The 16,078-nt window shown below is 49.6% G+C and carries 12 protein-coding genes; 2 read left to right on the forward strand and 10 right to left on the reverse strand.

Annotated elements, in window-relative coordinates; all coding sequences use genetic code 11:
• Window position 1 precedes the first annotated feature (1 nt).
• The 5 genes from crcB to lrp form a co-directional block, all read right to left on the reverse strand.
• Window positions 2–388: a fluoride efflux transporter CrcB gene (gene crcB, locus EOE67_RS04385; protein WP_240652712.1), complete on the reverse strand. Its 387-nt coding sequence runs from the start codon at window positions 386–388 to the stop codon at window positions 2–4.
• Window positions 381–1,724, reverse strand: coding sequence for a replication-associated recombination protein A (locus tag EOE67_RS04390; RefSeq protein ID WP_127697834.1), 1,344 nt, complete (start codon window positions 1,722–1,724; stop codon window positions 381–383). Before EOE67_RS04390 ends, crcB begins: the two co-directional genes overlap by 8 nt.
• Window positions 1,721–2,335 carry an outer membrane lipoprotein periplasmic chaperone LolA gene (gene lolA, locus EOE67_RS04395; protein WP_127697835.1) on the reverse strand — a complete coding sequence of 205 codons (615 nt, stop codon included), beginning with the start codon at window positions 2,333–2,335 and terminating at the stop codon, window positions 1,721–1,723. Before lolA ends, EOE67_RS04390 begins: the two co-directional genes overlap by 4 nt.
• Complete coding sequence (locus EOE67_RS20790; protein WP_127697836.1) at window positions 2,336–5,170, reverse strand: DNA translocase FtsK; 2,835 nt, start codon at window positions 5,168–5,170, stop codon at window positions 2,336–2,338.
• A gap of 136 nt (window positions 5,171–5,306) precedes the next feature.
• The gene (gene lrp, locus EOE67_RS04405; RefSeq protein WP_127697837.1) at window positions 5,307–5,795 is read right to left on the reverse strand and encodes a leucine-responsive transcriptional regulator Lrp; all 489 of its coding nucleotides are present in this window, start codon (window positions 5,793–5,795) and stop codon (window positions 5,307–5,309) included.
• 144 nt (window positions 5,796–5,939) lie between these two features.
• On the opposite strand from lrp, the gene ald reads away from it, so the two are divergent.
• Window positions 5,940–7,061 carry an alanine dehydrogenase gene (gene ald / locus EOE67_RS04410; RefSeq protein ID WP_127697838.1) on the forward strand — a complete coding sequence of 374 codons (1,122 nt, stop codon included), beginning with the start codon at window positions 5,940–5,942 and terminating at the stop codon, window positions 7,059–7,061.
• 100 nt (window positions 7,062–7,161) lie between these two features.
• Window positions 7,162–7,635: a DUF192 domain-containing protein gene (locus EOE67_RS04415; protein ID WP_206099426.1), complete on the forward strand. Its 474-nt coding sequence runs from the start codon at window positions 7,162–7,164 to the stop codon at window positions 7,633–7,635.
• A gap of 20 nt (window positions 7,636–7,655) precedes the next feature.
• Here EOE67_RS04415 and EOE67_RS04420 read toward each other — a convergent pair whose 3' ends face one another.
• The 5 genes from EOE67_RS04420 to EOE67_RS04440 all read right to left on the reverse strand — a co-directional run bounded on the left by EOE67_RS04420 (window position 7,656) and on the right by EOE67_RS04440 (window position 15,804).
• A complete protein-coding gene (locus EOE67_RS04420; protein ID WP_127697839.1) occupies window positions 7,656–7,907 on the reverse strand; it encodes a DUF2960 domain-containing protein in 252 nt (83 codons plus the stop codon).
• Complete coding sequence (locus EOE67_RS04425; protein ID WP_127697840.1) at window positions 7,907–9,040, reverse strand: 1-acyl-sn-glycerol-3-phosphate acyltransferase; 1,134 nt, start codon at window positions 9,038–9,040, stop codon at window positions 7,907–7,909. The genes EOE67_RS04420 and EOE67_RS04425 overlap by 1 nt, the downstream gene beginning before the upstream one ends.
• A 135-nt stretch (window positions 9,041–9,175) precedes the next feature.
• On the reverse strand, window positions 9,176–9,715 hold the full coding sequence (locus tag EOE67_RS04430; RefSeq protein WP_127697841.1) for a cell division protein ZapC domain-containing protein: 540 nt from the start codon (window positions 9,713–9,715) through the stop codon (window positions 9,176–9,178).
• A gap of 105 nt (window positions 9,716–9,820) precedes the next feature.
• Window positions 9,821–10,831, reverse strand: a complete 1,011-nt coding sequence (gene pyrD / locus EOE67_RS04435) for a quinone-dependent dihydroorotate dehydrogenase (protein WP_127697842.1) — start codon at window positions 10,829–10,831, stop codon at window positions 9,821–9,823.
• 137 nt (window positions 10,832–10,968) lie between these two features.
• Window positions 10,969–15,804, reverse strand: coding sequence for an NAD-glutamate dehydrogenase (locus tag EOE67_RS04440; RefSeq protein WP_127697843.1), 4,836 nt, complete (start codon window positions 15,802–15,804; stop codon window positions 10,969–10,971).
• Window positions 15,805–16,078: the final 274 nt, after the last annotated feature.

A 16,078-nucleotide genomic window follows, 5' to 3' on the forward strand; every position in this document is an offset into this window, starting at 1 on the left:
ATTAATACTTCATCGAGCCAAGCTTGAGACCAAGCCAGGCGAGGGTTAAACACAACACCAGGTTAAGCACGACGTTGGCACCGGCTTTGAACCAGGCGCCCTGCTGTAACAACAACACAGTGTCCATTGAAAATGTTGAAAAAGTGGTAAACGCACCCAGTACCCCAATGCCGATAAAAATCCGCCAGGGGTTGGGAGCCAGCTGCTCGGTGATCAATAATCCGTACAACAGCCCGATGACAAAAGACCCGAGAATATTAACCAGCAAAGTGCCAAAAGGGAATGCTCTGCCAAAAAGATGCAGCATCCATTCACCCACCGCAAACCGCAGGCAAGCGCCGATGGCACCGCCCACGGCAATTGCCAGGTATTGACTCAAACTAGTCACGGCCTTCCCCATTGGCTTTGGCGTCTGCGTCTAACTGCTGCAGATACTTAAGTTTTTCCAGCAACTGCTTTTCCAGACCCCGGTCGCTTGGCTGATAAAACTGCTGCCCGGCAAGCTCGTCCGGTAAATAACGCTCGCCGGCGGCATAAGCGCCCGGTTCATGGTGCGCATAACGATAACCATCGCCATGCCCCATTTCTTTCATTAACTTGGTTGGCGCATTGCGTAAATGCAGTGGCACTTCAAAAGAAGGTGACTGCTGCACCAAAGCGCGCATCTGCTTAAAAGCACTGTAGACCGCGTTACTTTTCGGCGCTAATGCCAGATAAATCAACGCTTGGGCAATGGCTCTTTCGCCTTCGGCTGGCCCGACCCGGCTAAAAGTATCCCAGGCATCCAGTGCAATCGTCAGCGCTCTGGGGTCGGCGTTGCCGATATCTTCCGAAGCTATCGCCAGCAACCGGCGCGCTACATACAATGGATCGCCACCACCTTCTAAAATACGGCAATACCAATACAAAGCGCCATCCGGACTGGAACCACGTACTGATTTATGCAAGGCCGAAATCAGATCGTAAAACTGATCACCCTGATTATCAAAACCAGGCAGTTGCCGTGGTACCAACTGTTTTAACAGTGCCGCGCTGATATAACTTTCGCCTTGTGCGTGCACCGATTGCGCCGCTAGTTCCAGTAAATTCAGCAAACGTCTGGCGTCGCCATCGGCCAAGCCTAGTAATAACTCGGTAGCAGCCGGCTCCAACGTCAATTGCTGTGCGCCTAAACCAGCCTCAACATCGGCCAGTGCCCGGTTCAACACGCTTTGCAGCTCTTCAGCAGCGATTTTTTTCAGGATACAAACCCGTGCCCGCGATAACAATGCGTTATTCAGAGAAAACGACGGGTTTTCGGTGGTCGCGCCAATAAAAATAATGGTGCCATCTTCAATATGCGGTAAAAAAGCGTCTTGCTGACTTTTATTAAACCGGTGCACTTCATCGACAAACAACAAGGTGCGCTGCTGCCGCTCGATTAACCGCTGTTTAGCGGCGGCAATTTCTTCGCGGATTTCTTTCACACCAGCAGTCACCGCAGAGATTTTCGCAAGAAATGCATCGGCATGGCTGGCCACCAATTCGGCCAAGGTGGTTTTGCCGGTGCCAGGTGGCCCCCAGAAAATCAGCGACGTGACGCGCCCGGCTTCAATCGCCTGGCGCAGTGGTGTACCAGGGCCAACTAAATGCTGCTGGCCGACATAGTCGGCCAGTTGTAACGGCCGGAGTCTGGCAGCGAGTGGCCGGACGTCAGGCAAAAAGTCGAAACTTAAACTGGTCACTTGTTGCGCAAATCATCCACTTCGACACCTTTGGGTGCCTCAAATTTAAACAAACTGCTTTCGATATTGACGTTATTTTGGATCGCCAAAAATTCGAAGTCGCTACGCTGACCGTTATTATCCAGCACCGCCATATGCGATAAGCCAACGCCAGAGAAGGTCAGGGTTAATTGGCGCACCGGATTGTCAGCGCTTTTTGGGGTGATAACAAACTTCTGGCCTTCACCGCTGACTTCGTACTGTTGCCACAAGCTAGCATCGTTGGATGTTAACAACACAAACGGCGTCCGGTTCACTTCTTTTTTGGCATCATACAAGCTGACTTGTTCCAACAATTCGTTGTAATGCCACAAGGTTTTGCCATCACCAATAAACAGGTTTGGCTCCGGGCTTAAAGTTTCAAAGCGAAACAATGACGGCTGCTTTAACGTCAACATGCCTTCACCGGCTTCTTGTACCGGTTGATTTTTCGCATCAACCACGGTTTGTACAAAGCTGGCTTGATAGCTGTGCAGCCGCGCCAATTTGTTTTTCAGTGCATCCGCTTGCTCAGCGGCAGCTTGTACACCACCGGCGAACAATAAGCCCAATACAACAACTAACTTTTTCATTTAAAACCCTTTTGGCGGTGGAGGAGCTAAAACTTCGCGATTTCCGTTGTGACCGGGTCCGCTGACAATGCCGATCTGCTCCATGGTTTCGACCAGGCGGGCAGCGCGGTTATAACCGATCCGGAAGCGTCGTTGCACGCCGGATACTGAGGCTTTGCGGCTTTCCGTGACAAAAGCCACCGCCTGATCAAACAACGGATCGGCTTCAGCATCTTCGTCTTCCAGCGTTTCACCCGGTAACAGATTTTCCTCAGTGGTTTCGCCATTGAGAATTTCCGGAATGTAATTCGGACGACCCCGTTTTTTCCAATCGGCTACCACAGCATGCACTTCGTGGTCATCGACAAAAGCACCATGCACCCGATTTGGCACACCAGAGCCCGGCGGCAAATACAACATATCACCCTGGCCTAATAAACTTTCGGCGCCTTGTTGATCTAAAATGGTTCTGGAGTCGATTTTTGACGACACCTGAAAGGCAATCCGGGTTGGAATATTGGCTTTAATTAAGCCCGTGATCACATCCACCGAAGGTCGTTGTGTCGCCAGAATTAAGTGAATACCAGCGGCCCGCGCTTTTTGCGCAATCCGCGCAATCAGCTCTTCAACCTTTTTGCCCACAATCATCATCATGTCAGCGAATTCGTCGATCACCACCACGATTGAAGGTAATTTTTCCAGCAGTGGCGGTTCGGTGCGCATATCGTCCGCCGGGCGCCAGATCGGGTCACGCAGCGGTTTACCTTCAGCAATTGCATCTGCAACTTTGACGTTGTAGCCCTTGAGGTTACGCACACCAAGTGCCGACATCAGCTTATAACGCCGCTCCATCTCTCCGACACACCAGCGCAGGCCATTGGCCGCTTCTTTCATATCGGTGACCACTTCGGTCAGCAGATGTGGAATGCCTTCGTAGACTGAAAGCTCCAACATTTTCGGGTCAATCATTAAGAACCGCACGTCTTCCGGCGTTGATTTATACAGCAGACTACAAATCATCACATTAACGCCAACTGACTTACCAGAACCAGTGGTACCAGCCACCAACAAATGCGGCATCTTGGCTAAATCTGCCACCACCGATTTACCGGCGATATCTTTGCCCAGTACCATGGTAAGCGGCGATTTAGATTGTTCAAACACTTCATCGCCAATCACTTCCGATAAGCGGACGATTTCGCGATGTTGATTTGGTAGTTCCAGACCGATAAAGGACTTGCCTGGAATTACTTCCACCACCCGCACGCTAATGGCAGATAAAGAACGGGCTAAATCTTTGGATAAACCAGTGATTTTACTGACTTTCACGCCAGGTGCTAAATCCAGCTCAAACCTTGTAACCACAGGTCCCGGACAAACCCCAACGACTTTGGCATCGACGTTAAAATCAAGCAGTTTCAGCTCGACTAAGCGCGACACCTTGTCTAAATCTTCCTGCGAAATTGGATTCACGGTTCTATTCGGGCGGTCTAATAAACTCAGTGCTGGCAGTAATTCGGCCAGCGTTTGCGCCTGAACTGCAGAAGTGCTGACTGGATCGTCGTCATCGTCCAGATCAAAGGGCGGTTCATCGTTTAACACCGGTGGCGCATAAGGGCTTTGGGTGTGGGCAAAACTTTGTTGTAAATCAGCGGTATCGTAACGATCATCAATGGCACTGTAACTTAATTCATCGTCGGCCAGTTCGTCCACACTGACAAAGGCACGGGCTTCAGTGCGGGCGTCCAGTGGCTGAAATGGCAGCGGCTCCACATGCGCATTAGCGGCTGGGAAAAACGCCCGGCTTTGCAGCTGCGGGTCAATTTTAATGGCAGTTGTGTCCTGAACTGTTGGTGTTGCTTGCACCGGCGCAGACTCGGCATAACTATATGCACCAGGTTCGGCCTGGCCATCTGCGGTTTGGATATGTTCCATTTGAGGAACTTCCATGTAGTGAAGCTCGGCATATTGTGGTTGAACCGCAGGTTGCTCAACACTTTGCGGCGTTTGCTCCGCATGCAGCGATGCCATATCAAAAGTAGGCTCGACCATTTCGCGCATATCAAAACTAAAGGCAGGTTCTTTGCGTTCCTGTACCGGCGGGATCACCTGCACTTTGGCACTGGCAGGCTCGGGTTCAGCAACGTCGGCAACAACATCATAGGCCGGAATTTTATCTTTGCTGCGCGCAACGGCTTTCACCGCAGGAATTTCAGCGCTGCCAGGGAACGCTGCTTGCGGTGGCGCCTTTTGGAAACGTGCCGGTAACTGGCGTAAAAAGTGATAACTGTCCATCACAAACCGGCCAAGTTCATCGGCGACGGTTAACCAGGAAATGCCGGTCAGCATGGTCAAACCCATGCAAAAACCACAGAGTAACAACAGGCTGCTGCCAACAAAATTCAGATTAGGCAATAAGATGCCGACAATCACATCACCAACCACGCCACCGGAGGAATAGATAAAAAAGTCATCAAAATTAATGCTGCTGATGGCACAAGCTGTAATGACCGTGACCAACAAACCCAGCAGACGCAGGCCCAGGATCAGGTAATCAATCGAAATCAGGTCTTTAAAGCGTTTAAACAGCAGATAACCGCAAAAACCAAAAAATGGTGGGAATAAATAAGACAACCAGCCAAACACCGCAAACAACACGTCCGCAGTGCGGGCGCCGACCGGCCCGGCAAAATTGTGAATATCGGTGTGGTATCCGGTTTGCGACCAACTCGGGTCCGCGGGATCGAAACTTAACAGCGCCAGCAACATAAATGCCGACAAACCGATGAAGATAATTAATCCAACTTCAACCAGTCGTTGGATACCATTGAGTGAGAATACGGTTTTAGCTTGCAAGCGCCAGGCCCTATTAAAAGTCGAAAAAAATACCCTGCCAAGATACCAGAGAGCTGGCAGCCGTGCATCTGTTTCAATGCTGCACCACCAGCGTAACCCATGCTATCTGTTTGTTATTTAACCAATGAATACAACTTCAGCCACTGACAGCAACAAAAGTGGTTTGTTTCACTTCTTCCATCACCACATAGGTCCGGCTTTCCCGGACACTGGGCAGTCGCAATAAGGTTTCGCCTAATAATTCACGATAGGCGGCCATATTGGCAACCCTGGTTTTTAATAAAAAGTCGAAACTGCCGGACACCAGGTGACATTCCAGAATTTCATCGAGTTTTTGCACCGCTTTACTAAACTCATCAAAATCTTCCGGCGAGGTTTTACTTAAGGTAATTTCCACAAACACCAGCAGCGCAGCGCCGACTTTATTCGGGTCCACTCTGGCGTTGTAACCTAAAATAAATTTATCCAGTTCCAGCTTACGCACCCGCTCCAGACAAGGCGTTGGGCTAAGCCCTACCCTTTTCGCCAGTTCGACATTCGACAACCGGCCATCTTTTTGCAATTCGACCAGAATTTTCCGATCGATGCGGTCGAGCTTTTTTGCACTGTTATTTTCCGCCAACATGCTAGTGTATTATTCTGCTAAAAACTGAATGTCAGATGATTATGCTACAAAGATTCAGAAATTCAAACATTCATTCTGCAAATTCCCCACTATACTAGCCGAATATTTTTACCCCCCTACAGCTCTTACTCAAAGGCGAATATTATGATTATTGGCGTGCCAAAAGAAATTAAAAACCACGAATACCGCGTCGGTATGACTCCGGCCAGCGTGCGCGAACTTGTTGCACATGGTCACACCGTTTTTGTAGAACATAATGCTGGTAACGGCATTGGTTTTGGCGATGCCGACTACACCACTGCTGGCGCCACCGTGCTGGCTACTGCCGCTGAAGTTTTCGCTAAAGCCGACATGATCGTCAAAGTAAAAGAGCCACAGGCCGTTGAACGTGCCATGTTACGCGAAGGCCAAATCCTGTTTACTTACCTGCACTTAGCTCCTGATTTACCGCAAACTGAAGACCTGATCAAATCCAAAGCCATCTGTATTGCCTACGAAACTGTCACCGACAACCGTGGTGGTTTACCGCTGTTAGCGCCAATGTCAGAAGTGGCTGGCCGCATGTCAATCCAAGCCGGTGCCCGCGCTCTGGAAAAATCATGTGCTGGTCGTGGCATGTTGTTAGGCGGTGTGCCAGGTGTTGAACCGGCTAAAGTTGTGGTGATTGGTGGTGGTATGGTTGGTACCAACGCGGCGCAAATGGCCGTTGGTTTAGGTGCCGATGTTGTGGTACTGGATCGCAGTGTTGACGTGTTACGTCGCATTAACGCCCAGTTTAACGGTGCAGTGAAAGCCATTTACTCCACTGCTGATGCGTTGGAAAAACACATTCTGGAAGCCGATTTAGTCATTGGTGGTGTGTTAATTCCAGGTGCTGCAGCGCCTAAATTAGTGACCCGCGAACACGTACGTAAAATGAAAGCCGGTTCAGCCATTGTTGACGTGGCGATCGACCAAGGCGGTTGTGTTGAAACTTCATACGCGACGACCCATGCTGATCCAACCTTTATCGTTGATGACGTGGTGCATTATTGCGTGGCGAACATGCCAGGCGCAGTACCACTGACTTCAACGTTTGCCCTGAACAACGCCACCCTGCCATTTATCATTAAACTGGCCAACAAAGGCTACAAAGCTGCATTACTGGAAGATCAGCATTTAATGAATGGTCTGAACGTGATTGGCGGCAAAGTGGTGAACCAACACGTGGCAGAAGCACTGAATCTGCCGTTTGTGGACCCACGACTGGCGTTAAACGCCAACTAAGCACTAAAGTTCTTGTCATCTAAAAGCCAGCGAAAGCTGGCTTTTTTATGCGCCGGATGTTTTGATAACCGTCTGATACTGCAACACAAAGGAAATTTTGGTGAAAATACATACCGGTCTGGTTTTGGCTGGACTGCTGATCAGCGGCTGTCATGCACAACCGCCACAAACAGAATTTCCTGAAAAGTTTGAACTGGTGCAGCTTCGTGTTGGCTCTTCAGTCCAACAAGTGCAGCTTGCCGATACGGAAGCGAAAAGACGACAAGGTTTGATGGGACAAATTCCGCTACAGCACGGCATGTTGTTGTTACATCAAACCCCCAAACGGATGGTGTTGTGGATGAAAAATACCCCAAGCGCCCTGGACGTAGCCTTTATCGATGCCAACTGGAACATCGTCGGCGTGACCCAGATGCAGCCGTTTAGTGAAGATTTACATGAATCACCGGGGCCGGTGTTGGGCGCGCTGGAAATGCCTTTAGGCTGGTTTGCCAAAGCGAATATCACTGTTGGCCAGCAACTCGTTTTATGTACAACACCCTGTGAACCGTCAATGAGCAGCAATCCCGATTAAAGGATTACCGCAACTCAGGGTTAGATATCTTTGTCGTCTTTATGCAGGAATATCTCGCTAAAGCCAAAGCGGATAAACTCTTTTTGGCGGAAATCTTTAATCGCAGCGGTGCGCTTTGCAGTCATCGCCACTTGCTGCTCCATTTTCAGAAACTGTGTTAAATCAATGCCTTCGGCTGCGGCTACTGCTTCATAAATATCATGAAACTTGTCGTAGCTAAATGGGATCTGCCGTGGCTGGCCTTTAAATTTATAGGTAATAGCACGGGCCATCAGTGTTGCTCCTTGCTGCGCGCTGCGTTAAGGAGCGGATTGGCATACATCTGACAAAGCACCGGCCGAATTTGCTCCGGCACTGCCGCTAACCGGCGTTTAAACTGCTCCACCGTACTGTCGTTGGCGTCGACCGCATCAGTCTGATTGGCCGCCAGGTAATTGGCTGGATACAGCTGATACCCCTGATAAATTTCCCGATCAATGGCTGCTGCCATCGTTTCCGGACTGGCTAAATCTTCGGCATTTTGAATCACCGCACCAAAATGCACATGCACCCGGCCTTTCTCGCCAACAATACCCTGCACAATACTTTGGATATCTTCAAACTCGGCTTTTTGATAATTGCCTTCGGTCTGACGCTGGTACAACTCCTGGGCTTTGGCCAAATCACACGGGTCAAATTCATACGACAAACAGACCGGCACAATCTGCAACGATGCCATATAGTCGGGGAAAGCCAGTTGTTGTTGCTTGCCGGCGATATAAAACATTTTCAGAATGGCCGGATCGGTCAGATCATTACCATCTTTGGCGCGGCCTTCTTTTTGCGCGATCCAGATATGATTGTTGGTATCCAGTGAATGGCGAATATACCCAGATAATTGCCCTAACGCTTTTAACATCTCCCGCGGGCCCTTGGCCGAACGTTTGACGATAAAGCTTTTGTTGAGCTTCATCAGCTCGGTGACACAGGTTTTTTTCAGTAAATTGTCGCCAATGGCAATGCGGGCGGTGGTGAAACCATGTTGATGTAAACACCAGTTGACCAGCGCCGGATCCATCGCGATATCACGATGATTCGATACAAATAAATATGCCTGATTTGGATTCAGTGCAGCAAGACCACTACAGGTAACCCCTTGGGTGGTACGTTTTAAGGTGTTATCCAGATAACGCGACACATAACGTTGTACCGATTCAACTGTTTGAAAACCGGACCACTTCCGGCGTAAATACCAGGTCAGTAATGGCGCGGCTACGGCACTCAGCCAGGATGATGCACTACCAAACCGAAATCGGATCACCGCGCGGATAAATTCCGGATCGGCAATAATCCGCTGCACAGCAGCCGGAACTTCAGCGTCGTTATAAGGACGGATATCATCAAAATTGTCGGTTACTTCAGTCACGCTACAGGCCTTTATTAAATCAACCCGGCTATTTTACTGATTAACGGCCAGCTGCCTAGCAGATTCGATTGATTTGGCGGAAAAAGCCCAAAAGAAACCCGATATTGAGACTAGATCAGACTAGGCCAGACCAGATCAGGCTGACTTGGCAAAGTGACGCTGAGGTGTCGGTTTTTGTTGCAGTGCCGGCTGTAAACGGTCATTGAGAACTACGATAGCTTGGCCGGCAAGCAATTGTTTTCCTTGCAGGTTTTCGCCGCTATCGAGCAACAACAACTGACTGCTGGCGCCATAATTGTTGGTGACAATCGCCAGCATTGAGACACGCCCGGCCAGAAACACCAGCTCGGCAATCGCGGGCTGATAGTGTTGAGATACCGGATTAAAACCCCAGCTTTTATGACCGGTTTGGCGCACAAACTGCTGACAACAAAGCGCATCAACAGACGCGGCAAAACACGCTTCTTCACTAAACTTCAGCTGTTCGAGTGAATGCCAGAAGGTCCAGTAAAACTGCGCTTGCTCTAAAGTGAAATGGCTTTCTTCGATGGTAATCAGCTGTGATGATGAAAATGGCGTCAACTGCAACGCAGCACCGGTATCGAGTTGCAGTTGCGATTGCTGCTGCGAAGGCACCAGCCATTGCCACTTAGCGGTCGGAGTATAAGCTGACATGTCATTTCACCTTGACGATTGAATACCATGTCAGCGTTTTACACTTTGCCGATCAATAAGTTAAAGATTAATTTGCTCTAACTAACCATGATCCGCACTGGATCGTTATAAGCTGTTGACGATCGACCGGATCAAGTCTGGCCCTTGATAAATAAAGCCGGTATAAACTTGCACCAGCTGCGCACCAGCGGCAAATTTTTCTTTTGCTGCATCAGCACTCTCAATACCACCGACACCAATAATCGGGAATTCTGGCCCTACTGCAGCACGCAATTGCGTGACCACAGTGGTACTTTTCGCCCGCACAGGCGCGCCGCTTAACCCACCCATTTCTTCAGCAAATTGAAGACCTTGCACCAAACTTCTATCCAAAGTGGTATTGGTAGCAATAGCGCCATCCATCTTACTTTGCAATAAAGTATCGGCGACTTGCTGCACCGCAACTTCATCCATATCCGGCGCGATTTTGACAAACACCGGCACATACTTCTGATATTTCGCCGCCAGATCCAGCTGCTCATTTTTGACGCTGATCAATAAGTCCATCAACGCATCGCCAAACTGGAGATCCCGAAGTCCGGGCGTATTGGGCGAAGAAATATTCACCGTGATATAACTGGCGTACGGATACACCTTGCGCATGCAGTGGATATAGTCGTCTTTACCCTGCTCGTTTGGCGTGTCTTTGTTCTTGCCAATGTTGATGCCAAGCACGCCTTTATAACGAGCGTTTTTGACGTTCTCGACCAGATAATCCACGCCTTTATTGTTAAAGCCCATCCGGTTAATAATGGCATTGGCTTGTGGCAGACGGAAAATCCGTGGTTTGTCATTGCCAACTTGTGGCCGCGGGGTCACGGTGCCGACTTCGATAAAACCAAAACCCATCTGTGAAAATGCGTCGATACAGTCAGCGTTTTTATCAAGACCTGCCGCCAGTCCAACCGGATTCTCAAAGCGGATCCCGGCAACCGTCACCGGTTTGGCCGGCAGTTGCTGGCGCCACAACGCCGACAATGGGGTGTGTTGCAGTGTTTTTAGACTACCCAGCGCAAAATGATGCGATTTTTCGGCATCAGCACAAAACATCAGTTGTCTTGCAAGTTGATAAAACATAACAAACCTATTTGTTGTTGAAAATAATCAGCGGCATCGACTTAGACTATCGCACCAACGCCCACCATTAAACGATAAAAGAATGCCCCGGATAATCGGGGCATTCAGCGGTGTTCAGTTAGTTCGGCATCAAAGCCTTACTTGACTGAATCACAGTGGTGGCTTAACAACATCAGCTCACGCAGCGCCACTGAGAACTTGGCAAACTCATGGCTCTTGGTTGTTTTGAACTCAGCCAGCATCAAGCTCCAGCGTGCCAGAACCAGTTCGTTTGAGGTTAACCAACGACTGATCACCTCTTCCGCCTGACATTGACCGCTACAGGTTCTGACAACGACCTGGCTCAACGCCCGTTGTTGCCAATCCAGCTCTTCGCGGTATGACGCGCGCGCCAGTGCCTGCCAGTGGTTGGTAACCGGCTGATGGGTAATTTGCTCCAGGAACCAGTGCAGATCCAGCTTATCGCCGAGCTTGAAGTAGATTTCTGCGACCAGCAGTAAATCAGTTTTTTCACTGTCAGCAACCTGGGCGATATCCATCACTGAGAATACCGTGCTTAACTGCGCCAGGTAACGGGCGACATCGGCTGGAATTTGCTGCGCGGTCAGTTTGTCTTGATGCGCTTGCAGTGATTCAGCTTCGTTCGCGGCTAATAAACGCGGTAATTCAGCGGCAATTTGCTGGTAAGCCGGTTTAAAGAACGCGACCGATTGCTCAATCCCCAGCGCTTTGTTGCGATGACGCAGGAACCAACGGGTAGCGCGGCGCATGGTACGACGTAGCTGGAACAATAACCGCGTTTGCAGCTCAGCCGGAATGGTGGTGTCTAATTCTTCCAGCTGATGCCAGACGGTTTCCACATCAAACAAGTCGCGGGCGATGGCGTAACTAATTGCCACTTCAGACACCGTTGAACCGGTTTCTTCCATCATCCGCTGGGCGAAGTTGGCACCCATGTCGTTCACCAACATATTGGCCAGTTTCGTGGCAATAATTTCCGCTTTCAGCGGATGGTTTTCCATCTCTTTGGCGTACTTGTCTTGCAGCACTTGTGGGAACGCCTGGAACAGCTCTTGTTTAAAATAACTGTTCTCAAAAATTTCCGGCAGTACCAGCTGCTCTTTGAGCACCATCTTGCCGTAAGCGGTCAGAATGGCCAGTTCAGGACGTGTCAGACCCGCGCCTTTGACCATCCGCTCAGCCAACGCATCGTCTGATGGCAGGAATTCCAGTTCGCGGTTTAGCTTGCCGTCTTTTTCCAGCGCGTGAATAAAGCGGGTGTATTCTTTCATCTGCTCGGCACCGAGCAACGACGACACTGAAATACTTTGCGTCTGGCGGTAACAGTCGTTGATCACGATATCAGCGACATCGTTGGTCATGCTGTACAGCAATTCGTTGCGTTGTTTCAGCGTTAAATCACCACTGGCAACCAGGGCGTTCAGCAGGATTTTGATGTTGACTTCGTTGTCCGAACAATCGACACCACCGACGTTGTCGATAAAGTCGGTGTTGATGCGGCCACCGTTGCTGGCGTATTCAATCCGGCCACGTTGGGTAGTACCCAAGTTACCGCCCTCGCCGATGATTTTCGCTTTCACTTCTTTACCATTGACCCGCAGTGGTTCAGAAGCACGATCGCCAACTTCGGCATGCGATTCATCGGTGGCTTTGACGTAAGTACCGATGCCACCGTTCCAAATCAGGTCGACTTCCATCATCAGCGCCGCACGAATTAACTCGTTTGGCGTTAAAGTGGTTTTGTCGGTGCCCAGCATTTGTTGCATTTGCGGGCTTAACTTGATGGCTTTGGCACTACGCAGGAAAATACCACCGCCTTCAGAAATCAGCTCGCGGTTGTAATCATCCCAGGTGGAGTTTGGCAGTTTAAATAACCGGTCGCGCTCCACAAATGACGTTGCTGACACCGGGTTCGGGTCCACAAAAATGTGCATGTGGTTAAACGCAAGCTGCAGGCGAATGTGCTCTGATAACAGCATGCCGTTACCAAACACGTCACCGGCCATGTCACCAATACCCACCACGGTAAAATCAGTGCTCTGACAATCGATGCCAACTTCACGGAAGTGACGTTTTACCGATTCCCAACCGCCCCGTGCGGTAATACCCATGCCTTTATGATCGTACCCGTTAGAACCGCCTGAGGCAAAAGCGTCACCTAACCAGTGGTTGTACTCGAGCGAAATACCGTTGGCGATATCCGAGAACGTCGCGGTGCCTTTGTCGGCTGCAACCACTAAGTACGGGTCGTCTTCATCCAGGCGCACCACGTTTTTCGGCGGCACAATCTGACCTAATACGATGTTGTCCGTGATATCCAACAGCGCGCGGATAAAGGTACGGTAACAGGCTTTACCTTCGTTCAGCCAGGCTTCGCGGCCACCGGTTTCCGGTAATTTTTTACAAACAAAACCACCTTTGGCGCCAACCGGCACGATCACGGTGTTTTTCACTTGTTGCGCTTTGACCAGACCCAGCACTTCGGTGCGGAAATCTTCACGACGATCCGACCAGCGCAGACCACCACGGGCCACTTTACCAAAGCGTAAATGCACACCTTCAACTTTTGGCGAGTAGACAAAAATCTCGAAGAATGGCAATGGTAATGGCATATCGGGGATCATTGCCGGGCGCACTTTAAATGAAATGTACGGCTTGTCACTGCCATCTTCGGCAGTTTGGAAATAGTTGGTACGGACAATCGCCTGAATAATCGCCAGGAAACGACGGATGATCCGGTCGTCATCCAGGTTCGCCACGTTTTCCAGCTGTGCCAGAATGTCAGCTTCCAGTTGCTCAGCAACAGCTGCATCAGCTTTATCAAGTGCGAATTTGCTGTTAAACAGCTGCACCAATAAACCAGCTAACACCGGGTAACGACCAAAAGTCGATTCGATATAAGCCTGGCTAAAAGTGCCACCGATTTGCCGTTTGTATTTAGCAAAAGAGCGTAACAATGAGGCTTCACGACCGGTTAAACCCGCGCCTAAAATCAGCCGGTTAAAACCGTCATCTTCTAAATCGCCTTTCCAGACTTTGGCAAAAGATTCCTGGAACAACTGCTGCGCCGCTTCAAAATCCAGTGGCACTTTGCCATTCAGTTCCATGCTGAAGTTTAAGATCCAGCTGACCGAACCGTCCGGGCAACGCACGGCATAAGGCGTTTCACCAATCACCCGCAGACCGAAGTTTTCCAGCATTGGTAAAACATCGGATAAATGAATTGGGTGATCTTTATGGAACAGGTTTAACCGCACCGCTTTGGAATCGTCTTTTTCTTCCTGCGGCCGGTAGAACAGCATTTCCAGGGTGTTGTCTTCAGTCAGCGCTTCCAGTTTGGCGATATCGACCAGCGCGTCGTTTGGTAACATTTCTTCTTTGTAAGAGCGCGGGAAAGCGTTGATATACTTCAAACCCAGTTCACGACCGGTCAGCTCACCGAAGCGGCCGATTAAGGCGCTTGCCAGCTTGTCTTCCCAGGTACGGGCGGCTTCAATTAAATTATTTTCGATGTCTTTCACATTGAACTCGATATTGCTGTCGTTGATCCGGATAAAATAATGGGTCCGGGCCAGCATGGATTCAGAGAAATAAGTGGTAAATTCCACCGGCTCGGTACTGCCTAAGAAACTTTGCAGGATATTCTGGGTTTCTTTGCGCAGCTGCGTGTTGTAACGCTCACGCGGCACATACACCATCGCCGAGACAAAACGACCAAAGGCATCTTTACGCATAAAGACGCGGGTCATGTCCCGCTCTTGCATTTGCAGCACGCCGGTTGAAATATCTAACAGCTCGTCTGCATCCGCCTGAATGAGCTCATCACGTGGATAAGTTTCCAGAATATTCAGCAGTGCTTTATAAGCGTGCGTGCCCACCGCAAAACCAGAAGCCGCCATCACTTTAGAAAGTTTGTTTTTCAGCAGTGGAATATCACCGGCACTGTTGTTGTAGAGCGACGATGAATACAAACCGATAAAACGATCTTCACCCACCACATGGCCCTGCGCGTCAAAACGCTTGATGCCGATGTAATCGATATAGGCCGGGCGATGCACCCGGGATTTATTATTGGTTTTGGTCAGGATCAGCGAACCGGTGCTCAGCGCTTGTTTGCGCGCGACATCAGGCAAATCTGACAACATTAAATCGCGTGAAACGCTGCGGCGCATCAAACCTAAAGCGGTATCGGCCATGCCTTCGATGCGGTAGTCACCCTGCACCGGCACGATGCTGTATTGGCGGTAACCGAGCAGGGTGAAGTTATCTTTGGCCAGCCACTTTAAAAACTCGGTGGTTTCTGCCAGTTGCTCAGGCGTTGCTTTGCCGCTATTGGCCGGTAATTCTGCAATCACCTGCTCCAGTTTAGCTTTGGTCGGTTTCCAGTCTTCCACCGCCAGTTTCACATCCTGCATCACTGAATCAAGTTCGGCGATCAGGTGATCCATGGTGGCTTTGTCGGTCATCCGGTCAATTTCAATATGAAATACCGTTTGCTGGGTTGAAGGATTTTGTTTGGTGCCGAGTTTATGGAATTCAGTGATATCGCCTTTGGCATCGCGGAAAGTCTGCAATGGATAATGCAGCAATAAATGCGCGGTGATGTTGTGGCGGTTTAAGGCGATCCGGACTGAATCCACCAGAAACGGCATATCCTTCACCACGATTTCGACGATCGTGTGTTTAGATTCCCAACCGTGACGGGCGATCTCCGGGTTAAACACACGAATTTTTGCGCTGTCATCGGCATGGGTATTAAAGGTTTGCCACAGACTTAACGCAGCACCGTATAAATCGCTGTCGTTACGACCGAACATATCTTCGTTGGCTACATTGCCATAGAGCGTGAAAGCAAATTTCTCAACCTGTTCAACCTGATCTTTTACTTTTTGTTTGATGAGTTTACTTACGTTTTGTAGAAGTACAGATGGTTGACCGTCTATCAGTGCCATTTTTGTATCCTTGTTTTATCTCTGCGTAGGGGGAAGCAGGATTGTGCATTACATACAGAGCGTGTCAGGTGCGAAGTTTATTGCCAATTGTAGTGCTTTTCGAGCTTTATTTCTGGCTTTCACACTGGTTGTACCAGCTGTAAAGTCCAGATTTGACAAGATATTCAAGCTTATTAAATAACAAAATGGCCCGCAGGCCATTTTGATTAGATTAATTGCATAAACATGCGATTCCCCTTCATCCTTAAAATTGCAGGGTTGTTGGCCGCTTTCT

The organism is Rheinheimera riviphila, from assembly GCF_004005945.1.
GTDB classification, from domain to species: Bacteria; Pseudomonadota; Gammaproteobacteria; order Enterobacterales; family Alteromonadaceae; genus Pararheinheimera; species Pararheinheimera riviphila.